Here is a 23,620-nt window from a genome sequence, read left to right as displayed (position 1 = left end):
ATCCCGAATGCATGTGGGTATTGGATGCCCGATACGGCGCCATGGTGGACCTAACCCATGTTGATCGGCATCGTTGATGCAGACTGGTCTAGTTAAGTTCTGACAGGAGAGGTAAGCATGGCGGCGTTGGAGCGGACCCTTGTACTGCTGAAGCCGGACGCGGTGGCGCGTGGGCTGGCTGGGCGGATCATCCAGCGATTTGAAGAAGCTGGGTTGAAGATCGTGGGCACCAAGATGGTGCAGATGGACGCTGACCTGGCGAAGAAGCACTACTTCGACTTGGAGGAGCGGTTCGGCAAGTCGGTCTTCGACGTGACCGCGAACTTCATGCAGACCGGGCCGGTCATTGCCCTGGTGCTGGAGGGCGTCGAGGCGGTGCCGACGGTGCGCCGGCTTGTTGGCGTGACGTTCCCGAACCAGGCGAACCCCGGCACGATCCGTGGGGACTTCGCGCACACATCGAAGGCGTACACCGAGGCCAACCACACCGTGGCCGCGAACCTCATCCACGCGTCCGGGAACTCGGAAGAGGCGAAGTACGAGGTTGAGTTGTGGTTCTCCGAAGCGGAGCTGTTCACCTACCAGACCGTGGCTGAGCGGTACCTGTTCTGATGGTCGGCGAGGACGCGGCGCCCGTGGTGACGATCGGGGAGCTGCGGAAGCAGTACGACGAGGAGCGGTTCTACCAGGACGATCGGGCCGCCGCGGAGTATGCCTACGCCCTGGCGGTGCGGTTGCGGGAGTTGGGGGAGACGGAGGAGGCGCGTAAGTACGCGCGCGAGTGTCTCCAGCTTGCCGAGGCGTTGCCGTCGGACTCGATGGACGATGTTGCGTCGGGTCGGCAGGACGTGGGTGGGGTACCGCTGCCGGATCATTTTCATGATGGTGTGGTCCGGGCGCGGTTGCGGGATCTGCTCGACGCGGCCTGAGGCTCAGACGAGCGCGGTGTCGAGGTACTCCTGAACCGGGCCGAAGAAGGGGTACGGGACGTATTCGGTGAGGGTGGCGCGGTCGCACCACGCCACCTCTGCCAGCTCCTCCTCGTCGCCGACCGCAGCGGTGCCGCTCACGCGGTCGCAGGCGACGTAGGCCATGGTGCGGCCCGTCGCTGGGTGTACGCGGCTGCCGAGGGAGCGTGTCGCCTGGACGACTAGCGTGGTTTCCTCGTTCGCCTCGCGCACGGCGGCTTGCTCGTCGGTTTCGCCGGGCTCGACCTCGCCGGCGGGGAACTGCCAAGACAGGGCGCCCTCCTTGACGCGGCGGCGGACGAGGAGCAGGCGGCCCTCTTCGACGATGACAGCGGCGGCGATGGTGGGGCGTGCGGGTTCGGTCATGATTCCTCGCTGAGTGCTTGCAGTGCGGGTGGGTAGATGCGCTCGGGCGCGATGAAGTCGGTGACGCGCTGCCGCGGGATCCAGATGGCGTCGACGTTTTCGTCGGTGTCGCGGTTCTCGACCTGGCCGGCGAGGTAGGCGCAGAGGAAATACTCGGCGAAGACGCCGGTCACGGGGTGCACGCGGCTGCCGAGGTCTTGGACGACCGAGCAATGAATGCCTGTCTCCGCGAGGGTTTCGCGTACCGCGACGGTGCGGGATTTGGCGCCGGGCTTGACGATGCCGGCTGGGAACTGCCAGGTGATGCCGCCGGGGTTGTCCTCGCGGCGGCAGACGAGCAGGACGTCGGTTTCGTTGGTGACGACGGCGATGGCGACGGTGAGCGTCACGCCGGCCGGGGCGGCGTCGACCTCAGCGCGGTCCTCGGCGCGCAGTTGCCGGGCGAAGCGGACCTTTACCGACTCGGGTGCCTGCTCGTACATGGTGTCGAGGGCCCGTTGCAGCTCCGGCCGGATGCGTACGTCCGGGGTGCTGTGCCAGGACGCGATCGTGCGCTTTGCCGCGCCGAGGCGGTCGGCCATTTCGTCCTGGGACATGCGCAGCGCGGCTTGGAGGGCGCAGGCGTGGCGGCCGGTCCACTGGTCGATGACCGTGTCCCGCGCCGGCTGGCTCATCTGCGTCAGGCGACCGTGAGCTTCGTGCCCGCCGGGAACGTCTCGACCTCGCCGGAGGCTCGTGTGACGGTGAGGCCTGCGCTTGAGGTGACGCAGTCGCCGGGTTCGAGTGTCACGTGTGGCGGTGTGTCGACGACGAACGTGCCGTGGCCCGGGCGGATGTCGATCAGGCCCTCCGCGCGCAGGACGGCCATGGCGCGCCGTACGGTCTCGCGGGCCAGGCCGAACTCGTCGTGAAGATCCTTCTCCGATGGCATCCGCCGGCCCGGTGGTAGCTCTCCGTTACGGATGCGGTCACGCAGAACCGTGGCGAGCTGCCGGTATGCAGCACCTTCCCGATCCGGCGTGATCATATAACTACTGTACGTACGGACGTGTAGACATCAGGTGGTGTATGCGTCTAGACGTCTGTACCTTTGAAGGCGAAGGTCAGCCGGAGGGAGAGGTTTGATGGCGGAGGAGCAGGAGCGGTCGGCGGTCACGGACTGTCCCGTCTGGTGCGGCGCCAAGCACCGGACGGGCTCGCCGTACCACGTGCACGGCGTCGGCGAGGTGCGCCTGAAGGTGGGCAACGTTGCGGTCGCGGTGATGGAACGCTTTGAGGAGGCCGGAATCGAAGTCACGTACTCCGTGCGGGGTAGGGCGCCGGCGATCGCGTTCCTCGGCGCGCCGGACGCGCGCCGTCTGCGCGACACCCTCGATGAGGCGTTGCGCAGCCTTGGCGCGGCCTAGCCGCGCACGAAGGAGCCTCCACCGTGGTCCGCGGTGGAGGCTCTTTCGTATGTCCGGGCGGCCAACTGCACCCTAGCTGCATCGGAACTGCATCGACGATGGTGGCTTTATTCATCGGCGCCGCGGCGGTTTCCCGGTTGACTTGTCTTCATCGGAAGACGGGTCGACGGGAGGAGGTGAGGCATCGATGGAACCGCGTCGGGGGCGAGAGGCTTGCCACTCGCGTACGGCGGCCGGCCGCCAGGCCGGGGAACGGCCGAACATGCGATCGGCGGCGGGGGCTTGGCCGCGCGACACGTAGGCCGCCCAGGTCACGCGGCTGATCGGCGCGCCTGCTGAGCGCAGGTACGCCAGGACGTCATCGGTCGTCCACCAGTCAGCGGGCAACTCCTCGCTCATCGTTGGCCAACACTACAGCCCTTTGTTGGCCAAGTCGGCGGCCCCGAGTTGGCCAAGTCCGCCGTCCTGAGTTGGCCACGTCGGCGAAGGGCCCTTGCTCGAATACAACGTCAAGTTGTACGTTGCTCACGCCTGAATACAACGTCGAGTTGTAGAGGATGACCATGAACTGCGTTTCTCCTGACGGCCCCTCGCCCGCGGAGCTTGCCGCGATCCAGCGCGAGTGGCCGCTCATCGAGGCGGAGATGTCCCTCGTCGCCGCCGAGATCCGGGTCCTGACCGCCGAACCCCAGCCCACCGTTCGCGACTGGCACCGGCTGCGGACCGCGGAGCGTCACGTGCTGCGCGAGGCCGCCGCGCTGGTGTACCGCCGAATCTCCGAATCCCTCGACCCCGCTGCATGAAGGGAGTCCGCACATGAGCCTCGGGATCTTCTCGCTGATCCTGCTCGGCCTGCTCGCCACGCTGTTCGTCGATCGCAAGACCCGCGGCCGGATCGCGGTCACCGCGCTGTCCGCGTTCCTGCTCGGCATGGTCGTCGCCGGCTCCAACGGGGTGCTGACCAAACCGTCGCGCGCCGTTGTCGACGGCGTCCGCTCGGGCATGACCGCCATCGGCGACTCGCTCGGCGGTGGCAAGTGAACGAGGACCACCTGATCCGCGTCCGCTGGGGTGTCCGCGCCGCGCTCGTGCTCGGCGTGGCCACCTCGGTCGCGGCGAACATCCTGCACGCCGACCCGAACCCGATCTCGCAGGCGATCTCGGCCTGGCCGCCGCTCGCGTTGCTGCTCACCGTCGAGCTGATTTCGCGGGTACCGGTGCATCGTCGTTCGCTCGCCGCGGTGCGCCTGACCGCGACGGCGGGGATTGCGGGGATCGCCGCTTGGGTGTCGTACACGCACATGGCCGGCGTCGCCGCGCGGTACGGGGAGCAGGGCCTCGCGCCCTACCTCATCCCGCTCTCGGTCGACGGCGTCGTCGTGGTCGCGTCCGTGTGCCTGGTCGAGTTGGCCGGCCGGATGCAGGACGTCCCGCCGGACATCGCGCCGGACACGGCCCCGGACATCGAGCGGACGCCGCCGAAGCCACGCAAGCAGAACACCGCGTCCGCGATTGCCCGCCTGCGGGAACGGCATCCGGACATGTCCGCTGCGGACATCGCGCGCCGCGTCGGCGTCACCGACCGGACCGTCCGCCGCCACCTGAACGCCCAGACAGCCTAGGAGCCCGGCACATGAACCCACTGCACCGAGACCTCATGCACGCCCTCGACGCCCTCGGCACGACCGGCGCCGCAGTAGCCGTCACGCTGCTCCGCGGCCGCTGGACCGGACTACGCCACGACGGGCTCCGCTGCCCGGTGTCGAACTACATCGTCGCCGTCGTCCCGCACGCCGAGGTCGCGTCGGTCACCCGCAACCGCATCACGGTCATCTCCACCGACGGCGAGATGTACGAGGTGCCGCTGCCCGCCGGCGCCACGCAGTTCGTTTCCGAATTCGATGCGGGCGAATACGACGACCTCGCGGCGATCCTCACGGACATCGACGGCGAGGTCATCGACGACCTCGAACGGTAGCTCCGCCCGGGGCGCGGCCTTCCGGCCTCGCAAACCTCCGGCCGCGCCCCGGCCTCCTCGTCAGCCATCACAGACCTCGGTGGAGGAACACCCATCATGGCAAACCCCGAACGCTTCGACTGGGACCGGCATGAGGCAGAGATTCTCGACTTCCCGGTCCCGGTCGACGCACCCGACGCGCTCAAACCGGCCCGGTGGAGCATCGCCGCCCTCCGTACAGCGCAGCGCCGCCCGATCGTGCCCGCGTGGGCGCGGTCGCGGACCGAACTGCTCACCCAGACCAAATGGGTCGTTGCGTACTACACGCATGCGTGCCTGTATCACGTGACGCGCTGCCCGAAGTACACCTGCAAGCTGTTGATCCGAACCCCGCGCGGCGCTGCCCGGTTCGCGGCCGGCACGGGCCGGTGGGTGACCGATGCCGAGGGCGCGCCGGTGCGTGCGGCGGCGGTGCGGCGGGAGAACGCTGAGGAGTACCTCAAGCTCTCCCGCCAGCGCGACGCCCGCGTGCGGCTGCGGACCCTCATCCTGCTGACGTCGAGCACACTCGCGCTCGGCGCCGTGACGTTCGCGTTCCTCGTCTTGCCGCCGGTGTACTCGTACACCGCGCTCGTTTTTGTTGTCGCGCTCCTCGGGCTCGGTGGTGGGCCGGCCGATCGGCCGCTGCTCGACACCGCTGTGTCCGTCGCCCGAGCGCCGCGTCTGACGTCCGATGTGGTGCTCGCCGCCCTGGGCGCCATCGGGGTCGCGGGGATCAACCAGGCCATTGCCAAGCGGGGCGCCAAGGACGCCATCCGGTTCGCGGAGCCGATCAGCCGTGACGGGCCCGGGTGGCGCGCTGTCGTGGACCTGCCGCCCGGTACGACCGTTGACCAGGTTGCCGACAAGCGCAAGGAACTGGCGTCGGCGCTCGGGCGGCCGCTGGGTTGTGTGTGGCCGGAGGGCAATCTCGACGTACACCCGGGGCGGTTGATCCTGTGGGTCGGCGACGAGGATCTCTCCAAGTCGCGTCAGCCGGCGTGGCCGCTGCTGAAGTCGGGGACGGTCGACCTGTTCCGCCCGATCCCGTTCGGTACCGACCAGCGCGGCCGGCCCGTCACGCTCACGCTGGCGTTCGCGTCGATGGTCGTCGGCTCGATCCCGCGGGTGGGCAAGACGTTCGCCGCGCGGCTGCTGCTGCTCGCCGCCGCGCTCGACCCGCTCGCCGAGCTGCACGCGTACGACCTCAAGGGGATGGGCGACCTCGCCCCGCTCCAACCGGTCGCCCACCGCTACCGGGCCGGCGACGACGAGGACGACATCGCGTACTCCTTGGCCGACATGCGCGACCTAGCCAAGGAACTGACCCGCCGCACGAAGGTCGTGCGGGAACTGCCGCGTGAGCTGGCACCGGAGTCGAAGATCACGCCCGAGTTGGCTTCTCGGAAGGCGTACCGGCTGCATCCGGTCGTGCTCGTGGTCGACGAGTGCCAACGGTGGTTCGAGCACCCGGAGTACGGCGACGAGCTGTGCGCCATCGCCGAAGACCTCGTGCGGCGCGGGCCGGCCGCGCTCATCATCGCCGTCTTCGCCACCCAGCGCCCCGACTCCAAGTCGCTGCCGACCGGCATCTCCGGCAACGCCGTACTCCGGTTCTGCCTCAAGGTCATGGGTCAGATGGAGAACGACATGGTGCTCGGCACCAGCGCCTATCGCAACGGCATCCGCGCCACCATGTTCAGCCGCCGCGACCTCGGCATCGGCTACCTCGCTGGCGAGAGCGACGAACCGCAGATCGCGCGCACGTACTACGTGGACGTACCGGCGGCCGGGGCGGTGGTCACCCGGGCCCGCGCGGCGCGGGAGAAGGCTGGCACGCTCACCGGGCACGCGCTCGGCGACCAGTTCGCCCCGGCCGCTGTCGCGTCGGTGTCGCTGCTCGACGACATCGCCGCGGTGCTGCCCGTGAGCGAGGCGAAGGTGTGGTGCGAGACCGTCGCCGCCCGCTTGGCCGAGCTGCGGCCCGACGTGTACGGCGGGTGGGACGGCGAGCGGGTCACCGTGGCCCTGAAGCCGTTCAAGGTCAAGGTCTCACAGACCTGGGGGACCGACCCGGCGACCGGCAAGGGCGCCAACCGGCGCGGGTTCGAACGCGCGGCGGTCATGGCTGCACTGACCGAACGTAACCGCCGTCGCGACGCCGCCTGACCGCGAACGGTGCTAGGTCTAACAGCCCCGCGCCGCTAGATCTAGCACCCCCGCTAGCACCTGAACCAAGCCGCTGCCTGCCTCCTAGCGCCCTAGCGGCCCCTCGCCGCACGCGCTGACGTCGCCCCTGGAGGGCCTTGTGAACCCCCTCGACCTGCTAGCCATCCTGCTCTGCCTCTGCCTGCCGCTCGTCACCGGCGGTTACCTCGCGCTGTGCCGGATCGCGCCCTTTCGCCGCTGCCGCACCTGCGGCGGGACCGGCCTCGCACGCCGCCAGTTCGGCCGTGTCAGCCGCCCATGCCGCCGCTGCGACGCCACCGGGCTGCGCATCCGGTACGGCATCCACCTCATCAACGAACTGCGCCGCATCCACCGCGACGGCAACCGCTGAAGGGAGGCAACGACTCGTGCACGACAACGCCGCCGAGCAAGCTGTCATCGGCGCCGCCCTGCTCTCCCCGGCCCTCGTCGCCGACCTGAACAACATCGTGACGACGGAGGACTTCTACCGTCCCGCCCACGCCTCTCTGTGGCGCACCCTTGTCGAGCTGCACACGGCCGGCGAACCCGGCGACCCGGTCTCCGTCGCCGCGCACCTCGCCGCAATGGGAACGCTGGCGCGGGTCGGCGGCGCGGCCTACCTGCACACCCTCGTGGCCGCGGTGCCCATGCTCGACAACGCCCCGCACTACGCCCGGATCGTCGCCGAGCACGCCCGACGGCGCGCGATCGTCGATCTCGGCGCACGGCTGACCCGCGTCGGTTCCGGCGACCCCACTGAGGTTCTGGCGGCCGGACGCGCACTGCTCGCGGACGCCGCGCCAGTGTGGCCGCCGCCGATCCCCCTCGCCGCGCGGCACGGCGCACCGCCGTACCCGGTCGAAGCGCTGCCGGCGTGGCTCGCCGACATGGTCTCAGCCGTCGCCGAGTTCACCCAGACACCGACTGACCTCGCCGGGTGCCTGGCCCTCGCCGCCCTGTCGACAGCGGCCGGCGGCCGGGCCTGCGCCGAGGTACGGCCCGGCTGGCGTGAGCCCTGCAACCTCTTCACAGCCGTCGTCCTCCCGCCCGGATCGCGGAAGTCAGCGGTCTTCGCCACCATGACCCGGCCGCTACTCGCCGCCGAGCGAACACTCATCGACCGAGCCAAGCCCGCGATCGTGGAGGCGGAGCTCGCGCGGCGCGTGGCGAGCAAAGCCGCCGAACGTGCGGCGAACGCGGCCGCGCACGCGGACAGCGGCGCCCGGGATCGGCTGCTCGCCGACGCGGCCGGCGCGACGATGAACGCCGACGCCATCACGGTTCCGGTACTGCCGCGCCTGATCGCCGACGACGTCACCAGCGAACAAGCCGCATCGCTGCTCGCCGAACAGGGCGGCCGGCTCGCCGTGCTGTCGGCCGAGGGCGGCATCTTCGCCACCCTCGCCGGCCGCTACAGCGGCGCCCCCAACCTGGAGGTCTTCCTCAAGGGCCACGCCGGAGACATGCTCCGCGTCGACCGCCGCTCACGCCCGGCCGAGCACGTCGACCGACCCGCGCTCACCCTCGGCCTCGCCATCCAGCCGGAAGTCCTGCGGGACATCGCCTCGATGCCGGGCTTCCGCGGCAAGGGCCTACTTGCGCGCATCCTGTTCGCGGTTCCGGAGAACACGGTGGGCCGCCGCCGCATCGGCGCCGATCCTGTGCCCACGGCGATCGCCGAGGCTTATGCGACCAATCTCGGCACCCTGGTCGCCGCGCTCGACGGCTGGACCGACCCCGCGGTGATGCCCCTCACCAGCGCGGCGAACGCTCGGGTGCTGGACATCGAGCGAGACGTCGAACCTCGACTCGGTCCGTCCGGCGCGTGGGCCCACATCGTCGACTGGGGGAGCAAGTTCACCGGCGCCATCGTCCGCATCGCCGGCCTGCTCCATCTCGCCACGCACGGCGGCAACGGCTGCACACGGCCGGTCGAGGTCGACACCGTCGACCAGGCCGCCGCACTCGGCCGCTACTTCGCAGAACACGCCCTGGCCGCGTTCGACGACATGGGCGCCGACCCGGTCATAGACGACGCACGACACATCCTCGGCTGGATCGAGCGCACCGTATCCCGCCGCTTCACCAAGCGCGACCTGTTCAGTGCGCTGTCCCGAGGCCGGTTTCGTAAGGCCGCCGACCTCGATCCCGCGCTCAACCTGCTGCAGGCCCATGGCTACCTCCGCGCCGAGCCGATACCGGAGCGCGTCGGCGCTGGCCGGCCGCCGTCGTCGGCGTGGCTCACTCATCCCGAGATCACGCGACCCGCGGCGACGGTGTACCCGCTCTCGGCGGTGGCCGGATGAGCCGTCCACGCAATCCGCAGAAACCGCACAACGTCACGCCGCTGCGTACTCCCGCGGATAGCGCGGATTCCGCGGCGCGCCCGAAGCGGAACTTCCTCACCCTGGCCGAGTTCCTCGCCGAACTCGACGTCCCGAAGTCGACCTTCTTCCGCTGGAAGGCGCTCGGCGAAGCACCCCGCACCTACAAGTTGCCGAACGGGCAACTGCGAATCCGACGGTCCGACTTCGAGGCATGGCTTGCTGATCGAGAGGAGCCGAGGGCGGCATGAGCACCTACGACTTGCGGGTATGGGCCATCGAGGAGCATAGGGGCAAGGACCGGAAGACCCACAAGCCGAAGAGCACCTTCCGGGTTCGCTGGGTCGTGGCCGGCAAGCGATTCGGCGACGTGTTCGCCACGCGCCCACTCGCCGAGAGCTTCCGGTCCAAGCTGTTGATCGCGCAGCGCGAGGGCGTCGCGTTCGATGAGTCCTGCGGGCTGCCCGAACCGATGGCGCGTGAGCTGCGCACGAAGTCGTGGTACCAGCACATCGTCGAGTACGTCGACATGAAGTGGCCGCATGCGTCGCCAAATCACCGTAAGGGCATCGCCGAGACGCTGACCGACGTGACGCCCGTCCTACTGACGAACGACCGGGGGTCGCCGGGGGAGGAGACCTTGCGGGCTGCCCTCTATCGATACGTGTGCAACGTCGGGGCGCGAGAGGCCGGGGAGCCTCCCCAGGAGCTGGCGGCTGCCGTCGAATGGCTGGCTCAGAACACGGTCGACTTGGCCGCCCTCAAGGATGCGGCTCTCGTGCGCAAGGTGCTGGACACCATGGCGATCCGCCGCACGGATGGCAAGCCGGCGGCGGCGAAGACCATCGCCCGGAAGCGGGCCGTGTTCTCCAACGCCCTGCGGTACGCCGTGGAGCTTGGCCGGCTGGAGGTTCACCCCATGTCGGTGGTGTCCTGGTCCCCGCCGAAGATGTCGGAGGGCGTCGACCGCGCAGTAGTGGTCAACCCGACGCAGGCCGAATCCCTGCTCGCCGCCGTCGCTGAAGAGACTCCCGAGCTGGCGGCGTACTTCGGCTGCCTGTACTACGCCGGGCTACGGCCCGAGGAAGCGCTCCATCTGGTCGACGCCGAGTATGAGCGGCCGGCAACTGAGGGGGGCTGGGGGTGGTTGCACCTGTCGGGCGCGACAGCACAGCCCGGTCGAGACTGGAGCGACGACGACCAGGCGACCGAGGATCGTGGCCTGAAGCACCGGGCACCCAAGGCCACGAGGCCAGTGCCGGTCGCACCGCCGCTCGCCGTTCTGCTCGACCGCCACATCGAGCGCTTCGCTCCCGCTGGAAACGGCCGGCTGTTCGTGACGCGCCGCGGACCGGGCGGCCGGCTCATTGGGCACCCCCGCGGTACGCCCGTGCCGCGCAACGCGCTCTCCACAGCCTGGAAGAAGGCGCGCAAGCGGGCGCTGACTGCGGCACAGTTCGCTTCGCCGCTGGCCCGCCGTCCGTACGACCTGCGGCACGCGTGCCTGTCGACCTGGCTGAACGCGGGCGTGTCGGCCCCACAGGTCGCCGAGTGGGCCGGCAACAGCGTCAAAGTCCTGCTCGACTTCTACGCGAAATGCCTGGACGGGGGTGTGGATGCAGCGCTTCACCGGATCGGCCTAGCGCTTGGGGTAGAGGTCGCGGCCCGGTAGGCACCCGCAGTCTTACGGACGGACGGCCGCCACCGAGGATGAACTCGGTGGCGGCCACGGGTGGTGCGGTTAACGCCGCGGAAGGGCCAAGAGGTTGTCGGTCCATTTGCCGTCAGCGTGCGTACGCAGGTACTTCGCTCCGGACGCTGGCTTCACGACGCCAACATCGGCGCGGTTGCCGCTGGCGTCCTCGACGTAGGCCTTGCCGTTCTCCTCCTCGATCCACGCGACGATCTCGGCGCGGGAGTTTTCGCCCGTCTTCCCCGTCGAGGGGTTCGTCCACCAGAGCCTCACGATGTGCTCGTGGGACGAGCCACCCGACTGTCGGATGGCGGTGATGCGGATTGCCACTTGCTTCTCCTTACATTCGAGCCAGCTTGTCTGGCTGTGTGTAAGGGCCGTACGCTTCCGATAGGTATGAGGTCGCGTAGCGGCCCAGTTTGGGGTGGGCACGCCAATGCCCACCCCAAACGCTTATGGGTCGGGGGTTACTTGCGAGCGCCTTCTGCCTCACGCGGGCTGTGACGCTTCGTCTTCGAGTGGTAGGGGATCCTGCGGCAGTGCCGCATTAGGCTTCAAGCCCAGGATGACTGTCGTAGGGTCGGACGAGTACGTGCAGTCGCAAGCGAGGCTGATGCGCGTCGAAGCGAGCCATTGAGGTCCCGACTCCGTCTCGCTGGCCTCCTCGGGCGTCCACGCGACGGCGAAGCCGATCGTTGTGTCCCGGTTGCTCATCTTCGCTCGCGACCCGTCCTTGAACACGATGATCATCTTGTCCCGGCAATCGGCGCAGGCTCCACCAATCAGGACATTCGTGATGACCCGGGGGACAGCGACGGAGCCCTCGATCGAGGTGACGTGTTTGCGGGCCACATACTCAAGCTCGCCGATGTCGAGCTCATGGGCATTTCGCGCCCTGATGAGGACCTTCCAAACCGGCAGTAGTTCGCGCAGCGTGTCGATTGGAAGTCCCTGCGCCCGCGCCTGGAGAATCCAGGTCATCAGCTCCACGACGATGGCGGGGTAGGCGCCGGCGCGAGAGCCGACGCGGACGCTCTTCGGCATGAGGTTTTCGGTCACGTAGAAGGTCAGCTGCCGGTCGCTGAGCGAGTAGCCCCGCGCGCGGACGGCGGCGACCAGTTCCGACTTTGTAACTAGGTCGGACGAGCCGTCCTGCAACTGCAGGTACTCCAGGAAGCCGTTCTCGTCCATCGCCACGCAGTCACCTCCACTGGCCTTGTTTACAGTGCCAGTGTAAATCACAGCCTCGGTGCTGTCGCAAGGTCCAGTGACCTACATCACCGAACACCTGTTGGAAATTGGTTGACAAAGGTCGATGAAAGGCTCGGCATGCGGGCCGCCCGGATTCGCGGTCGTGCGAGTGGGGCCGTGCTCGAATGCGAAGCGCTTCAAACACGCAGCTATCGCATGGTCGGCGCGGCGGGCCGCGACTTCCGGTGCGCGGAGTAGATAGCCGCGTCGAGCGAAGTCGAGAAGTGGTAGTCCCGACTACTCGCGGCGCCCGCAAAGGCTCGACGATGTCGCCGGCTCGCGGGGGCTGCACTCGTCGGGGCGCAGTTGGGGCGACGGGTCAGATCAAGCGGGTCGCGGTAGGACTTGGTGAGACCAAGGTGAAGGGCCTGTCACTAGAGTTTCCCCTGGTGACAGGCCCTGTAGCCTTGCTGGTGGCGGGTAGAGGATTCGAACCTCTGTAGCTTTCGCGACGGATTTACAGTCCGCTCCCATTGGCCGCTCGGGCAACCCGCCTGGCGGAAGCCAGAATAGCGGTAGGCCCCGGGGGCAATGCAAACGGGTACCCTCGGCACGCCCACAACCGTCTTTCGCGCGCAGTAACAGGGAGCGTCTGCCATGGCTTCGGCACCCTCGTTCGACATCGTCAGCAAGGTCGACCGGCAGGAGGTCGACAACGCGCTCAACCAGGCCGAGAAGGAGCTGGCTCAGCGGTTCGACTTCCGCGGCACCGGCGCTGAGATCAAGTGGGCCGGGGAGGAGACCGTCGCCCTCCAGGCGGAGACCGAGGAGCGCGTCGCCGCGGCCCTCGAGGTCTTCAAGGAGAAGCTGGTCAAGCGCAACATCTCGCTCAAGTCGCTCGACGCGGGGGAGCCCCGCGCGTCCGGCAAGACCTACAAGATCGACGCCAAGATCGTCCAGGGGATCGAGGCCGACAAGGCCAAGGCGATCTCGAAGAAGATCCGCGACGAGGGTCCGAAGGGCGTGCAGGCCCAGATCCAGGGCGACCAGCTGCGCGTGACCGGCAAGAAGCGGGACGACCTCCAGGCCGTCATCGCCCTGCTCAAGCAGGAGGACTTCGGCATCGCCCTGCAGTTCACCAACTACCGCTGACCCACGCCCGGGGCTGGTTCGCGCGTCGAGCCGGCCCCGGCGCGGACGTCTAGTGGCGCTTGCTGCGGTTCACGATCACGATCGTGACGACGCCCGCGATCACGGCCATCACGAACAGACAGCACAGCAGCACTTCCCACGGCCGGATCGCACCCATGACCGCGCAGCCTAGCCGAGCGGCCGCTCCTGTGTTGACCCATCTCGATCGAAGAGATCACGAAGGTCCGTGTGGCGGATCTCGATGTCGCTCACGCCGGCCTCATCGGGGTCGGTCAGCACGACGTGGAGCGTCTGAGCCATGGTTGCGGACCCTACACGGCGGCCTGATTCTCATCGCTCGAACGAGTGACGGCCGCCGCGCTTGACGCAACAACCCGCGGCGCCACAACCCGCGGCGCCGGCGCGACCACGGCGCCCGCCGCGACCGCGGCCCCGGCCAGTAGAAACGCCCAGACGACCCCGCCGGGACGGTCGACCACGAGGCCGGTCACCGCGACCCCGGCCGCGCTGGCGCCGATCGAGACCGTGACCAGCCAGGTGTACGCCTCCGTCAGCATCGACCGCGGCACGACCTGCCCGACCATGGAGTTCTGGACGGTCAGCGCGGGCGCGATCGTCGCCCCGCCGAGCAGCAACGCCAGGCCGAGCGCGAGCGCATTGGGCATCGCGGCGAGGACGGCCAGGCTGGCCGCGACCCCGACGAGCAGCCACCGCAGCCGCACGCCGGGCCGGGGCCGGACGCCGAACCACACGCCGGCGACCGCGCTGCCGATGCTCCACACGCCGAGCAGGACGCCGCCGGCGCTCTGTGGGTCGTCGGCGACGTAGGCGGTCGCGTACGCGGGCACCGCCACCCCGGTCCCGCCGAACGCGAACCCGATCCCGCACGCGGTCACGAGCAGCGCCGCGAACCCCGGCACGCGCAAGGGCCCGAGCCCGCGCGCCGGCACGTGTCCCTCGGGCCGCCGCCAGGAGCGGATCGCCCGCCCGCGCGCGACGACCAGCGTGCCCACGAGCGTCACGGCGGCCGCGCCCGCGAGCGCGACGGCCGGCTGCCACAGCGCCACGCACAGCGCGACGAGCATCGGCCCGATCACGAACACGAGCTCGAACAGCGCGGTCTCGGCCGCGAGCGCCGTCACGCGCACGTCGGGCTCGTCGGCGGTCATCGCGTTCCAGGTGCCCCGCACGGCCGCCGTGAGTGGCGGAAACGTCACGCCCGCGAGCACCGCCGCGGCGAGCACGACCCCGAGCGGGAGATCCCGCAGCCCCGCAAAGATCAAAAAGACCAGGCTGCAGGGGTACGTCAAGCCGGTCATCAAGAGCACCGGCGCCGGCCCGATCCGATCGGCGAGCCGCCCCACCAGCGGACTCGCGGCGGCGCTCGCGACCGCGTACACCGAGCAGGCGAGCGCCGCCTGCGCGTACCGCCCGTGCGCCTGCTCGAGCAGCAGGAGCAGCGCGAGCGAAACCATCCCGATGCCGAGCCGGGCGAACACGCCCACGACGAGCAGCACGGGCGCGCCGGGAAGCCGCCACACGGCCATGTACTGCCGCACGGCAGACCTCGATCCGATCTCTGAACAGCAAAGCCCGCCGATCGTACGGCGACCCGGCCCCCATTTCCGCTGTGATAACGGCAACGACCGGCGGCTCGGTCGGCCGCCGGTCGTCGTCAGGGCTGGTTGCTACTACCGGTGCAGGGCCACGCCGGCCATCTGCTCCAAGCGCTCCACCCGCTGCTCCATCGGCGGGTGCGTCGAGAACAGCGACGCGATGCCCCCACTCTTGAGCGGGTTGTCGATCATCAGGTGCGCCTGGCTGGCCAGCTGCCCGTCGGCCGGCAGCGGCAGCGCCTGCGTGCCCCGGTGGATCTTCCGCAGCGCGCTCGCGAGCGCCAGCGGGTCCCCGGTGAGCCGCGCCCCGGACTCGTCCGCCTCGTACTCCCGGCTCCGGCTGATCGCCAGCTGGATCACGGTCGCGGCGAGCGGCCCGAGGATCATCATGAGCAGCAGCCCACCGATGCCCGGCCCATCCTCGTCGTCGTTCGATCCGCCGAGCGGCAGGAAGATCGCCAGCTGGGCGAGCATGGTGATCATTCCGCCCAGCGCCCCGGCCACGCTCGAGATCAAAATATCCCGGTTGTACACGTGTGAGAGCTCGTGCCCGATCACGCCCCGCAGTTCACGCGGCGTGAGCATGTCGAGAATGCCCGCGGTAACCGCCACGGCCGCGTTCTGGGGGTTGCGCCCGGTAGCGAAGGCATTCGGCTGCCGGGTCGGACTGATGTAGAGCCGCGGCATAGGCTGCCCGGCCGACGTCGCCAGCTCCCGCACCATCGAGTACAGCTGCGGCGCCTGCGCCTCGGTGACCGGCTGCGCATTCATCGCGCGGAGCGCAATCTTGTCGGAGTAGAAGTAGCTGAACGCGTTCATGCCCAACGACAGGAACACGGCGATCACGAGGCCACCGCTACCGCCGAGCCAGTAGCCGACAAGCAGAATGAGCGAGGTCAGCAGCCCAAGGAGGGCCGCCGTCTTCACACCGTTGAAATGCCTGTGCTGCATGCCACCTACAACAGCGCGACTCCCCGTACCCCTTCCCAACGCACGCTGTGAGCTAGCTGAAAATCCGACCGCCCGGACGACGCTTATTCCCACACGCCCCGCACAGACTCCCCACGCCGCGCCTCCCGTGCCGCGTCCCCACGCAGGCTCCCGCACCGCCGGCCGACCCACGCGGCCACGACCACGCCGGGCACGCCGCGACTCCCGCCACACGTCCCCGCCGACGACCCCCGGCACGGACTCCCCGCGGACTCCCCGCGCCGCCTAGCCGAACGTCCCGGCGGCCCGCATCACCAGCTCCGGCCCGAACCCGACCAGCACCGCCACCACCGCCGCAACCCCCACAGAAGTCGCGACCGCCCACGGCACCCGAGCCCGCAGCGCCACCTCACCCGCCTCCTCCGAGGGGGTGAAGAACGTAGCGCCCACCCGGACGTAGTACGCCAACCCGATCACCGCGTTCACCGCCACCACGATCGCCAGCCAGGTGGCGTCCCCGCCGAGCAGCGACCGGACCACCGCCACCTTCGCGAACAGCCCCGCCAGCCCCGGCGGCAGCCCCGCGAGCCCGGCCAGGGCCAGCGCCAGGACGGCGGTCAGCCAGGGCGAGCGCCGCGCCAGCCCCCGGTAGTCGGCGATCGCCCCGCCGTCGCCGGCCCCGCGGACCGCGACCAGCGCCCCGAACGCGGCGAACTCGAGCACGACGTAGAAGAAGGCGTACCCGATCACGGCCGCCACCAGCAGCGGCGTCACCTCGTCGGCGGCGATCAGGGCCCCGAGCGGCGCCAGCAGATAACCGGCCTGCGCCACCGAGGACCAGGCGAGCAGCCGCACCATCCGCCGCTGCCGCAGCGCCACCAGGTTGCCGACCGTCATGCTCAGCGTCGCCAGCACCGCGAGCGTCAGCCCCGACGTCGACAGCACCGGCCGCGCCGCCGAGACCCCGACGAGCAGCAGCGCGACGACGCCGCCCAGCTTGGAGGCGGTCGACAGATAGGCGGCGATCGGCAGCGGCGCCCCGTCGTACGTCGCGGGCGCCCACGCGTGCGCCGGCACCGCCGCGACCTTGAACCCGAGCCCGACCAGCAGCAGCACCACGCCGACCTTGAGCAGCGCCCCGGTCGCCGCGACCGGCGCGCCGACGTCCGCCGACTGCCCGGCCAGGTGCGCCGGCCCGGCCGCGATGTCCGAGAAGTGCACCCCGCCGGTCGCCGTGAAGACCAGCGCCGCCCCGAGCAGCGCCACCGTCGTCGACACGACGCTCACCACGAAGAACGTGACCGCCGCCGTCCCGCCCTCCCGGGCCCCGCGCCGCAGCCCCACCAGCAGGTACAGCGGAAGGGTCAGCGTCTCGAGGGCCACGATCAGCGTGATCAGGTCGCGCGCCCCGCCCAGCACCACGGCCCCGGCGAGCGAGCAGGCCAGCAGGAAGCAGTACTCGCCGACCGGCACCTCGCCGGTCCGCAGCAGCGGCACCGACAGCGCGAGCGCCCCGAGCGCGAGCGCGGCGAACACGCCGGCGACGATCGCCGCCGCCGGGTCGAGCACGAGCGAGCACTGGTCGGGCCCGACGCAGAACGCGGTCCGCCGCTCACCCCCGGCCCCGACCGCGATCGCCGCGGCCATGACCCCGGCCATCCCGAGCGCGGTGACGCCCATGACGGGCCCGCGCCGCCCCGGCACGATCAGATCCACGAGCAGCGCGAGCACCGCGGTGCCCGCCGCCACGTACGCGGGGATCAGCGCCACCTGGTCGATCCTCATCGCCCGAACACCCCCGCGAGCGCCTCGACCGCCGCATTGGACCAGCCCAGCGCCAGCGCCGGAGCCACACCCACGACGAGCGTGAGCAAGACCAACGGCGCCCAGGCGACCAGCTCACCGGCGGTCAGCCGCGCCAAGATCCGCGCGCCGGCCGGCGTGTCGCTCCCGCCTCCCGCGAGCGCGGGCGCAGGCACGGGCATGGGCGCGGGCACGGGCGCGGGCGCGGGCACGGGCACGGGTGCGGGCGGTGGCAGCGGGCGGGCGAGGGCGGCGACGTCGGGCGTGGCCGCGCCGTGGGTGACCCGGCGCAGCAGCCGCAGGAAGTACGCCGCCGCGAGCGCCGCCCCCGCCGCGGCCAGCACGCCGAGCGTCGTCCACAGCGGCCCGCCCCGCTGGAAGGCCGCCACCACCGCGAACGCCTCGCCCCAGAAGCCCGCGAGGCCCGGCAGGCCGAGCGAGGCGATCGCCGCGAAGGCCAGCACCCCGCTCAGGGCCGGAGCCGTCTCGCGCAGGCCGCCCAGGCGGGCGAGGTCGCCGGTGTGGGTGCGGTCCTTGATCCCGCCGGCGACGAAGAACAGCAGCCCGGTGACGAGCCCGTGCGCGATGTTGCCGATGAGCGCCGCCTGCATGCCCGTGGCGGTCAGCGTGGCCACGCCCAGCAGGACGAAGCCCATATGACCCACGGAGGAGTACGCGATGAGCCGCTTCAGCTCCGTCTGCGCCAGGCAGATCAGGCCGCCCGCGAGGATCGCCGCCGTCGCGAGGACCCCGAGCACGGGCGCGCTGCGGGCCGCGCCGTCGGGCGCCACCCCCACGGCGACCCGCAGCAGCCCGTAGGTGCCCATCTTCAGCAGCACCCCGGCCAGGATCACCGATCCGACCGTCGGCGCCTCGGTGTGCGCGGCCGGCAGCCAGGTGTGCAGCGGCCAGAGCGGGCTCTTGACCGCGAACGCGACCGCCAGCAGCACGAACGCCAGCAGCTGCATGCCCGCGGACATCGGCCGCACCGCCGGGTCGGACAGCGCCACCAGGTCGCCGGTGCCGGACGACGACACCACCACGAACACGCCGACGAGCAGCAGCACCGAGCCCAGCAGGGTGTACAGCACGAACTTCCGCGCCGCCCGCCGCCGCTCGGCCCCGCCCCAGACCGCGATCACCGCGTACATGGGCAGGAGCACGACCTCGAAGAACACGAAGAACAGCACCAGGTCGAGGGCCAGGAACACCCCCGTGATGCCGGCCTGCAGCACCAGCAGCAGCGACACGAGCAGCCGCCCGCGCCCGGGCTCCGGCACCCGCCACAGGCAGTAGGCGCAGCAGAGGACCGTCAGCAGCGCGGTCAGCGCGACCAGTGGATAGGAGATGCCGTCGACGCCGATGTGGAAGCGCAGGCTCAGCGTCGGCGCCCAGGGCGCGTCGATCTCGGCGAACGGCTCGATGCGCCGCACCCCCGGCGTGTCCGTGCGGGCCAGCCCGAGCGCGACGACGACCCCGGCCGTGGCCGCGGCGAACACGGTCCCGCCGACCCGCCCGGCCCGGTCGAGCCGGGCCGGCATCGCGGCCGCGAACAGCGCCCCGATCACCGGCAACAGCAGCGCCGCGAGCAACAGCGTCTGCGCGGAGCTCATCGGCCCACCCCCAACGCCACGACGATCACGGCGGCGAGCACCACGCCGCCGGCCAGCACCGCGGTCGCCGCCCGGGGCAGCGCGGCGGTGTGCGCGCGGGCGAGCAGCCCGCCGAGCCCACCGGCGCCGGACCCGACCCCGTCGACCGCCCCGTCCACGAGGCCCTCGTCGCCGCGGCGGGCCAGCCGGGCCAGCGCCGCGACCGGCCGGGTGACGAGCGCGTCCTGTACCGCATCCAGATAAAAGGCATTGGCCAGCAGCCGCCCGAGCGCCGTGTCGGGCGGCGCGGCGGCCGGGTCGCGGCGCCAGGCGAGCAGCGCCCCGGCGGCCAGCAGCACCAGCGCGACAAGCGTCATCCAGCCCAGGTGGGCGACCCGTTCGTCGGCCCCGAGCCGTTCGCCGAACCCGGGCGCCAGCCCGGCCAGGCCGAGCAGCGCCGCCGGCACGGCCAGGACCAGCAGCGGCCCCCGCATCGCCCACGGTGGCTCGTGCCCGGCCTCGGCCGCGGCCGTGCGCGGCGCACCGAAGAACGTGCGGCGCCAGAGCCGCACCACGTACGCCGCGGTCAGCGCCACCGTCAGCCCCGCCGAGCCGAGCACGATCCACGCGACCCCGCGCGGCACCGGCCCGGCCCCGGTCGTCGCCTCCAGGATCGCGTCCTTGCTCCAGAACCCGGCCAGCGGCGGCACCCCGGCCAGCGCCCCGAGCCCGATCGTCATGGTCCAGAACGTCACCGGCATGCGGCCCCGCAGCCCGCCCATCGCCGACATCAGGTTGCCGCCGACCGCGTGGATCACCGACCCGGCCGCGAGGAACAGCAGCGCCTTGAACGCCGCGTGCGTGAGCAGGTGGAACAGCGCCGCCGAGGGCGCACCGACCGCGAGCGCGCCGGTCATGTACCCCAGCTGGCTCACCGTCGACCAGGCGAGCACCCGCTTGATGTCGTCCTGCCCGAGCGCACTGAGCGCGCCGAGCAGCATGGTCACCGAGGCCATGACCGCGAGCACGACCAGCGCCGCCGTCGAGCGCTCGAACAGCGGGTACAGCCGGGCGACCACGTAGACCCCGGCCGCCACCATCGTCGCGGCGTGGATCAGCGCCGAGATCGGCGTCGGGCCGGCCATCGCGTCGGGCAGCCAGGTGTGCAGCGGGAACTGGGCGCTCTTGCCCGCCACCCCGGCCAGCAGCAGCACGCACGCCGCGGTCAGCGTCCCGCCGGAGATCGCCCCCGACCCGGCCGCCGCGAACACGTCGGCGATCCGGAAGCTGTGCGCGTGCAGCCCCAGCACCACGATCCCGAGCAGGAAGCCGACGTCGCCGACCCGCGTCACCAGGAACGCCTTGACCGCGGCCCGCGGCGCCTCGGGCAGCCGCCGGTCGTGCCCGATGAGCAGGTAGGAGCAGATGCCCATGACCTCCCACCCCACCAGCAGCGCGATGAGGTCCCCGGACACGACCACCAGCAGCATCGCCCCGGTGAAGAGGCTCACCTGCGCCGCGTAGGGCGCGTATCGCTCGTCGTCGTGCAGATAGGCGACGGAGTAGACCTGAACGCAGAGGGCGACCACCCCGACGGCGATCGCGACCAGCCCCGCCGGCCCGTCCAGCCACGTCCCGAACGTCACCGTGATCCGCCCGAACTCGGCGACCGTCACGCCCGCGTCGGCACCGCGCACGCCTCGCAGCGCCACGGCGATCGCGCACCCGAGCGCGACGGTGGCCCCGCCAACCCCCAGAAGAACGGAAAGACCCCGCATCCGGTACCGCAGCAGCAGCCCGGCCAGCCCGGCTCCCACGGGCACGGCCGGCAGCGCGGCCCCCAGCACGTCGACGCTCACCGAGCCACCTCCGTTCCGCCCGAGCCGGTTCCGTCTACCCCTTCATCGGATCGAGTGCCCTGATCGGTTCTCGTCTCGCCGAGCGGGAGGTCGTCGACGACGACCGTGCGGCTCAGTCGGTACAGCTGCAAAATCAGGGCGAGGCCGACGCCGATCTCCGCGGCCGCCAGCACGATCACGAAGAGTGTGAAGGACTGCCCGGCGCGGGGCACCGCGGCGCGGATGGTCGCGTCCGCGGTCACGAAGACCAGGTTGACCGCGTTGAGCATGAGCTCGACGGCCATCAGGAGCAGGACGGCGTTGCGGCGCACCAGCACGCCGTAGACCCCGATACCGAACAGCAGGGCCGCGATGGTGAACGGCAGCACGGGGTGCATCAGCCGCGCCCCCGCTCCGATGACACGCGGGCGCCGATGTCCGGGCGGGACACCACGATCGCGCCGACCAGGGCCGCCAGCAGCAGGACCGACACCAGCTCGAACGGCAGCACCCACGTGCCGAACAGGGCCGCGCCCAGGCGCTCGGCGGTGCCGGCCTCGGGCATCGCGACCCGCGTCCACCGGAACGCGTCGATGAGCAGCGCGGCGAGCCCGGCCCCGGCCCCGGCGCCGACGAGGGCCCCGGGCCATCGGGCCCGGTCGAGGTCGTCGCTGGCGCCGATCGGTGCGCGGGTGAGCATCACCGCGAAGAGCAGGAGCACCACGACCGCGCCGACGTACACCAGCACCTGGACCCACGCGACGAGCTCGGCGGTCAGCACGAGGTAGAGGCCGGCGATCGCGCCCAGGGCGACGACGAGCCAGAGCCCGGCCCGCACGACGTGCCGGGTGGTCACGACCAGCAGGCCGGCGCCCAGCGCCACCGCGCCGAGCGCCAGCGTGAGCACGTCGGCCACGGTCATCGCTGCGCCACCCTCATGGCCGACATCCTGCCACCCGGGTATGACAGGAATCGACCGCCGGGCCGTGCATCGGGTGCGCTACCGGGCGGCGCGCTTCGCGGCGGCCGTCTGCTCCTTGGCCGGCTCGCCGCGGTGGTCGTGCGCGGGCGGCGCCGGGACGGTGGGCACCCACTCCTCGAGCCGGTCCTTCTCGTGCAGCAGGTCACGGATGTCGTGCTCGGCGTACTCGAACTCCGGCGACCAGTGCAGCGCGTCGAACGGGCAGACCTCGATGCAGATCCCGCAGTACATGCAGAGCGAGAAGTCGATCGCGAACCGGTCGAGGACGTTGCGCTGGCGGGCCCGCGCGGCCCCGGGGACCAGGACCTCTTCCTTGTGCGAGTCGATGTAGATGCACCAGTCCGGGCACTCCCGCGCGCACAGCATGCACACCGTGCAGTTCTCCTCCAGCAGCGCGATCACGCCGCGGGAGCGGGGCGGGAGGTCGGGTTCGACGTCTGGGTACTGCTGCGTGTGCGACCGCTTGGTCATCGTGCCCAGCGTGACGGCCAGTCCCTTGGCGAGACCCTTCCCCGGAAACTCCACGTTCGGAAGGTAACACCGGACCCGGAAGGGTGGCGGCGATCGCCGGGGGCAAAAAATGTCGTACACCTGTTCTAAGATATCCCCATGAACGAGCGACGGTGGTGGAACGGTAGCTGGGCGCGGCTCACGCGTCGTGACGTCTTCGTGCGCAACGCGGCCGACGGCCGGTGGCAGGTCGAGCTTCGCCGCGGCGGCCCGGAGGGGCGGGTGCGGACCCGGGCGTTCGGGTCCGAACGAGAGGCGGTCGAGTGGATCGAGGCCACGGTGGTCGGGGCGGAGCCCAGCTGGCGGGAGATCGTGGCGGTCCGGCCCAAGGTAAAGCGGAACAGCCGGCGGGGTGCGGTGAAGGCCGTGCCGAGTCCCGGCGGGCGCGTCGCATAGAGATTGCATCGGGGGGATGGAAATGTCGGAGCAAGAGATGATCTGTCGGAGACGTCGGACTTGCGATAATTCGCGCGTACCGAATGGGTGGGCCGCGAAGTCCGTTCGGGTTGCTCAAGACCCTCGGGACGTCGGGGGGCGGGCCGGTGGGTTGACGGGACCTTGGGAGAACCGAGGTCCGTACGGCGCGGGGCAGTGCCGGAACGTCGGAGGGAGTTCGACGGAGGCCGACTCACGAGGACGCCGAAACGTTGCGGGAAAGCTGCGACGAGTGAGCTGATATAGCCGGTTCGCCAGACCTGAAATCGGCCGAAAGGTCGATTCTTCCGTGCGGCCGCGTCATCTTGGCCCGCGCTCTGTTGGTCCTGACGTGGCTTGTGGCACGATCGTGGGTAACCAAACCGGGCCACGTGTCACAGCGATCGCATGGGAGTAAGAGATGCGCGACAAGACGCTAGGCCGGTGGATTATGCGGTTGGTGGTGACACTCGGAGCTGGGTCGCTGGCGTTAGGACTCTCGACTGCTGCGGCCCATGCTGATGCGTCCACATTCGGCCGGACCAATCCCCGCCCGAGCCTGATCGGCACGGCGCAGCTGGCGCCGGCGGGAGAACAGATCTTCGTCACCGAAGACTTCACCTGGGACTGACCCCGAGCGTCCCTGATG

The 23,620-nt window shown here is 70.7% G+C and carries 29 protein-coding genes and 1 tRNA gene; 15 read left to right on the top strand and 15 right to left on the bottom strand.

From position 1 onward, the window contains the following. Positions 1-117: 117 nt before the first annotated feature. Together AB0B76_RS14835 and AB0B76_RS14830 are read left to right on the top strand one after the other, a co-directional pair. The gene (locus AB0B76_RS14835; RefSeq protein ID WP_360374746.1) at positions 118-612 is read left to right on the top strand and encodes a nucleoside-diphosphate kinase; all 495 of its coding nucleotides are present in this window, start codon (positions 118-120) and stop codon (positions 610-612) included. Beyond that, positions 612-929, top strand: a complete 318-nt coding sequence (locus tag AB0B76_RS14830) for a hypothetical protein (RefSeq protein ID WP_360374744.1) — start codon at positions 612-614, stop codon at positions 927-929. The genes AB0B76_RS14835 and AB0B76_RS14830 overlap by 1 nt, the downstream gene beginning before the upstream one ends. A 3-nt stretch (positions 930-932) precedes the next feature. Here AB0B76_RS14830 and AB0B76_RS14825 read toward each other — a convergent pair whose 3' ends face one another. From AB0B76_RS14825 to AB0B76_RS14815, 3 genes are read right to left on the bottom strand one after another with little or no spacing between them, the layout of a single operon-like run. Next, positions 933-1,334 carry an NUDIX hydrolase gene (locus tag AB0B76_RS14825; RefSeq protein WP_360374742.1) on the bottom strand — a complete coding sequence of 134 codons (402 nt, stop codon included), beginning with the start codon at positions 1,332-1,334 and terminating at the stop codon, positions 933-935. Then, positions 1,331-2,008: an NUDIX domain-containing protein gene (locus tag AB0B76_RS14820; protein ID WP_360374740.1), complete on the bottom strand. Its 678-nt coding sequence runs from the start codon at positions 2,006-2,008 to the stop codon at positions 1,331-1,333. Before AB0B76_RS14820 ends, AB0B76_RS14825 begins: the two co-directional genes overlap by 4 nt. A gap of 5 nt (positions 2,009-2,013) precedes the next feature. Beyond that, on the bottom strand, positions 2,014-2,361 hold the full coding sequence (locus tag AB0B76_RS14815) for a winged helix-turn-helix domain-containing protein (RefSeq protein ID WP_360374738.1): 348 nt from the start codon (positions 2,359-2,361) through the stop codon (positions 2,014-2,016). A 97-nt stretch (positions 2,362-2,458) separates the two neighbouring features. Between AB0B76_RS14815 and AB0B76_RS14810 the strand changes: the two genes are divergently transcribed. From AB0B76_RS14810 to AB0B76_RS14765, 10 genes are all read left to right on the top strand, one after another. Beyond that, positions 2,459-2,740 carry a hypothetical protein gene (locus AB0B76_RS14810; RefSeq protein WP_360374736.1) on the top strand — a complete coding sequence of 94 codons (282 nt, stop codon included), beginning with the start codon at positions 2,459-2,461 and terminating at the stop codon, positions 2,738-2,740. Between the two features lie 557 nt (positions 2,741-3,297). Then, complete coding sequence (locus AB0B76_RS14805; RefSeq protein WP_360374734.1) at positions 3,298-3,543, top strand: DUF6284 family protein; 246 nt, start codon at positions 3,298-3,300, stop codon at positions 3,541-3,543. A 13-nt stretch (positions 3,544-3,556) separates the two neighbouring features. Further along, on the top strand, positions 3,557-3,781 hold the full coding sequence (locus tag AB0B76_RS14800) for a hypothetical protein (protein WP_360374732.1): 225 nt from the start codon (positions 3,557-3,559) through the stop codon (positions 3,779-3,781). Beyond that, the gene (locus tag AB0B76_RS14795; protein ID WP_360374730.1) at positions 3,778-4,362 is read left to right on the top strand and encodes a DUF2637 domain-containing protein; all 585 of its coding nucleotides are present in this window, start codon (positions 3,778-3,780) and stop codon (positions 4,360-4,362) included. Before AB0B76_RS14800 ends, AB0B76_RS14795 begins: the two co-directional genes overlap by 4 nt. Positions 4,363-4,373: 11 nt before the next feature. Continuing rightward, positions 4,374-4,718 (top strand): hypothetical protein, encoded by a 345-nt coding sequence (locus tag AB0B76_RS14790; protein WP_360374728.1) that lies wholly within the window; start codon positions 4,374-4,376, stop codon positions 4,716-4,718. Positions 4,719-4,814: 96 nt separating this feature from the next. Then, positions 4,815-6,905 carry a cell division protein FtsK gene (locus AB0B76_RS14785; protein WP_360374726.1) on the top strand — a complete coding sequence of 697 codons (2,091 nt, stop codon included), beginning with the start codon at positions 4,815-4,817 and terminating at the stop codon, positions 6,903-6,905. Positions 6,906-7,044: 139 nt separating this feature from the next. Beyond that, complete coding sequence (locus AB0B76_RS14780; RefSeq protein WP_360374724.1) at positions 7,045-7,296, top strand: hypothetical protein; 252 nt, start codon at positions 7,045-7,047, stop codon at positions 7,294-7,296. Positions 7,297-7,312: 16 nt separating this feature from the next. After that, complete coding sequence (locus AB0B76_RS14775) at positions 7,313-9,232, top strand: DUF3987 domain-containing protein (protein ID WP_360374722.1); 1,920 nt, start codon at positions 7,313-7,315, stop codon at positions 9,230-9,232. Between the two features lie 41 nt (positions 9,233-9,273). Continuing rightward, positions 9,274-9,501 (top strand): excisionase, encoded by a 228-nt coding sequence (locus tag AB0B76_RS14770; protein WP_360374901.1) that lies wholly within the window; start codon positions 9,274-9,276, stop codon positions 9,499-9,501. After that, a complete protein-coding gene (locus tag AB0B76_RS14765; RefSeq protein ID WP_360374720.1) occupies positions 9,498-10,922 on the top strand; it encodes an integrase in 1,425 nt (474 codons plus the stop codon). The genes AB0B76_RS14770 and AB0B76_RS14765 overlap by 4 nt, the downstream gene beginning before the upstream one ends. 69 nt (positions 10,923-10,991) lie before the next feature. Here the strand turns inward: AB0B76_RS14765 and AB0B76_RS14760 are convergent, their stop codons facing one another. From AB0B76_RS14760 to AB0B76_RS14750, 3 genes are all read right to left on the bottom strand, one after another. Beyond that, positions 10,992-11,273, bottom strand: a complete 282-nt coding sequence (locus AB0B76_RS14760; RefSeq protein ID WP_360374718.1) for a DUF3892 domain-containing protein — start codon at positions 11,271-11,273, stop codon at positions 10,992-10,994. Between the two features lie 159 nt (positions 11,274-11,432). After that, entirely contained in the window at positions 11,433-12,140 is a 708-nt protein-coding gene (locus AB0B76_RS14755; RefSeq protein ID WP_360374716.1) for a hypothetical protein, read from the bottom strand. A 465-nt stretch (positions 12,141-12,605) separates the two neighbouring features. Next, positions 12,606-12,689, bottom strand: a tRNA-Tyr gene (locus AB0B76_RS14750). A gap of 102 nt (positions 12,690-12,791) precedes the next feature. On the opposite strand from AB0B76_RS14750, the gene AB0B76_RS14745 reads away from it, so the two are divergent. Beyond that, positions 12,792-13,286 (top strand): YajQ family cyclic di-GMP-binding protein, encoded by a 495-nt coding sequence (locus tag AB0B76_RS14745; protein ID WP_360374714.1) that lies wholly within the window; start codon positions 12,792-12,794, stop codon positions 13,284-13,286. 168 nt (positions 13,287-13,454) lie between these two features. Here AB0B76_RS14745 and AB0B76_RS14740 read toward each other — a convergent pair whose 3' ends face one another. The 9 genes from AB0B76_RS14740 to AB0B76_RS14700 form a co-directional block, all read right to left on the bottom strand. Continuing rightward, a complete protein-coding gene (locus AB0B76_RS14740; protein WP_360374712.1) occupies positions 13,455-13,586 on the bottom strand; it encodes a hypothetical protein in 132 nt (43 codons plus the stop codon). Positions 13,587-13,597: 11 nt separating this feature from the next. Beyond that, on the bottom strand, positions 13,598-14,845 hold the full coding sequence (locus tag AB0B76_RS14735; RefSeq protein ID WP_360374710.1) for an MFS transporter: 1,248 nt from the start codon (positions 14,843-14,845) through the stop codon (positions 13,598-13,600). Between the two features lie 132 nt (positions 14,846-14,977). After that, the gene (htpX, locus tag AB0B76_RS14730) at positions 14,978-15,853 is read right to left on the bottom strand and encodes a zinc metalloprotease HtpX (protein WP_360374708.1); all 876 of its coding nucleotides are present in this window, start codon (positions 15,851-15,853) and stop codon (positions 14,978-14,980) included. A gap of 264 nt (positions 15,854-16,117) precedes the next feature. Next, a complete protein-coding gene (locus tag AB0B76_RS14725) occupies positions 16,118-17,617 on the bottom strand; it encodes a proton-conducting transporter membrane subunit (RefSeq protein ID WP_360374706.1) in 1,500 nt (499 codons plus the stop codon). Continuing rightward, the gene (locus AB0B76_RS14720) at positions 17,614-19,248 is read right to left on the bottom strand and encodes an NADH-quinone oxidoreductase subunit M (RefSeq protein WP_360374704.1); all 1,635 of its coding nucleotides are present in this window, start codon (positions 19,246-19,248) and stop codon (positions 17,614-17,616) included. Before AB0B76_RS14720 ends, AB0B76_RS14725 begins: the two co-directional genes overlap by 4 nt. Continuing rightward, the gene (locus AB0B76_RS14715; protein ID WP_360374702.1) at positions 19,245-21,086 is read right to left on the bottom strand and encodes an NADH-quinone oxidoreductase subunit L; all 1,842 of its coding nucleotides are present in this window, start codon (positions 21,084-21,086) and stop codon (positions 19,245-19,247) included. The genes AB0B76_RS14720 and AB0B76_RS14715 overlap by 4 nt, the downstream gene beginning before the upstream one ends. Beyond that, positions 21,083-21,463: an NADH-quinone oxidoreductase subunit NuoK gene (gene nuoK, locus AB0B76_RS14710; protein WP_360374700.1), complete on the bottom strand. Its 381-nt coding sequence runs from the start codon at positions 21,461-21,463 to the stop codon at positions 21,083-21,085. The genes AB0B76_RS14715 and nuoK overlap by 4 nt, the downstream gene beginning before the upstream one ends. Next, entirely contained in the window at positions 21,463-21,987 is a 525-nt protein-coding gene (locus tag AB0B76_RS14705) for an NADH-quinone oxidoreductase subunit J (RefSeq protein ID WP_360374698.1), read from the bottom strand. The genes nuoK and AB0B76_RS14705 overlap by 1 nt, the downstream gene beginning before the upstream one ends. Positions 21,988-22,065: 78 nt before the next feature. After that, positions 22,066-22,572: an NADH-quinone oxidoreductase subunit I gene (locus tag AB0B76_RS14700; protein ID WP_360374696.1), complete on the bottom strand. Its 507-nt coding sequence runs from the start codon at positions 22,570-22,572 to the stop codon at positions 22,066-22,068. Between the two features lie 84 nt (positions 22,573-22,656). Here AB0B76_RS14700 and AB0B76_RS14695 point away from each other — a divergent pair, with 84 nt between their 5' ends. Together AB0B76_RS14695 and AB0B76_RS14690 are read left to right on the top strand one after the other, a co-directional pair. Further along, entirely contained in the window at positions 22,657-22,953 is a 297-nt protein-coding gene (locus AB0B76_RS14695; protein ID WP_360374694.1) for a hypothetical protein, read from the top strand. A gap of 439 nt (positions 22,954-23,392) precedes the next feature. Beyond that, the gene (locus tag AB0B76_RS14690) at positions 23,393-23,602 is read left to right on the top strand and encodes a hypothetical protein (RefSeq protein ID WP_360374692.1); all 210 of its coding nucleotides are present in this window, start codon (positions 23,393-23,395) and stop codon (positions 23,600-23,602) included. Positions 23,603-23,620 lie beyond the last annotated feature (18 nt).

It is taken from the genome of Dactylosporangium sp. NPDC049140 (assembly GCF_040648435.1).
Note: the sequence above shows the minus strand (reverse complement) of the source record. Positions and strands in the feature narration are given on the sequence as shown.

Excerpts from the sequence above, each read along its gene's own strand:
- AB0B76_RS14835 (WP_360374746.1), top strand. The coding sequence starts at position 118 with ATGGCGGCGTTGGAGCGGACCCTTGTACTGCTGAAGCCGGACGCGGTG.
- AB0B76_RS14830 (WP_360374744.1), top strand. The coding sequence starts at position 612 with ATGGTCGGCGAGGACGCGGCGCCCGTGGTGACGATCGGGGAGCTGCGG.
- AB0B76_RS14825 (WP_360374742.1), bottom strand. The coding sequence starts at position 1,334 with ATGACCGAACCCGCACGCCCCACCATCGCCGCCGCTGTCATCGTCGAA.
- AB0B76_RS14820 (WP_360374740.1), bottom strand. The coding sequence starts at position 2,008 with ATGAGCCAGCCGGCGCGGGACACGGTCATCGACCAGTGGACCGGCCGC.
- AB0B76_RS14815 (WP_360374738.1), bottom strand. The coding sequence starts at position 2,361 with ATGATCACGCCGGATCGGGAAGGTGCTGCATACCGGCAGCTCGCCACG.
- AB0B76_RS14810 (WP_360374736.1), top strand. The coding sequence starts at position 2,459 with ATGGCGGAGGAGCAGGAGCGGTCGGCGGTCACGGACTGTCCCGTCTGG.
- AB0B76_RS14805 (WP_360374734.1), top strand. The coding sequence starts at position 3,298 with ATGACCATGAACTGCGTTTCTCCTGACGGCCCCTCGCCCGCGGAGCTT.
- AB0B76_RS14800 (WP_360374732.1), top strand. The coding sequence starts at position 3,557 with ATGAGCCTCGGGATCTTCTCGCTGATCCTGCTCGGCCTGCTCGCCACG.
- AB0B76_RS14790 (WP_360374728.1), top strand. The coding sequence starts at position 4,374 with ATGAACCCACTGCACCGAGACCTCATGCACGCCCTCGACGCCCTCGGC.
- AB0B76_RS14785 (WP_360374726.1), top strand. The coding sequence starts at position 4,815 with ATGGCAAACCCCGAACGCTTCGACTGGGACCGGCATGAGGCAGAGATT.
- AB0B76_RS14765 (WP_360374720.1), top strand. The coding sequence starts at position 9,498 with ATGAGCACCTACGACTTGCGGGTATGGGCCATCGAGGAGCATAGGGGC.
- AB0B76_RS14745 (WP_360374714.1), top strand. The coding sequence starts at position 12,792 with ATGGCTTCGGCACCCTCGTTCGACATCGTCAGCAAGGTCGACCGGCAG.
- AB0B76_RS14740 (WP_360374712.1), bottom strand. The coding sequence starts at position 13,586 with ATGGCTCAGACGCTCCACGTCGTGCTGACCGACCCCGATGAGGCCGGC.
- htpX (WP_360374708.1), bottom strand. The coding sequence starts at position 15,853 with ATGCAGCACAGGCATTTCAACGGTGTGAAGACGGCGGCCCTCCTTGGG.
- AB0B76_RS14725 (WP_360374706.1), bottom strand. The coding sequence starts at position 17,617 with ATGAGGATCGACCAGGTGGCGCTGATCCCCGCGTACGTGGCGGCGGGC.
- AB0B76_RS14720 (WP_360374704.1), bottom strand. The coding sequence starts at position 19,248 with ATGAGCTCCGCGCAGACGCTGTTGCTCGCGGCGCTGCTGTTGCCGGTG.
- nuoK (WP_360374700.1), bottom strand. The coding sequence starts at position 21,463 with ATGCACCCCGTGCTGCCGTTCACCATCGCGGCCCTGCTGTTCGGTATC.
- AB0B76_RS14705 (WP_360374698.1), bottom strand. The coding sequence starts at position 21,987 with ATGACCGTGGCCGACGTGCTCACGCTGGCGCTCGGCGCGGTGGCGCTG.
- AB0B76_RS14695 (WP_360374694.1), top strand. The coding sequence starts at position 22,657 with ATGAACGAGCGACGGTGGTGGAACGGTAGCTGGGCGCGGCTCACGCGT.
- AB0B76_RS14690 (WP_360374692.1), top strand. The coding sequence starts at position 23,393 with ATGCGCGACAAGACGCTAGGCCGGTGGATTATGCGGTTGGTGGTGACA.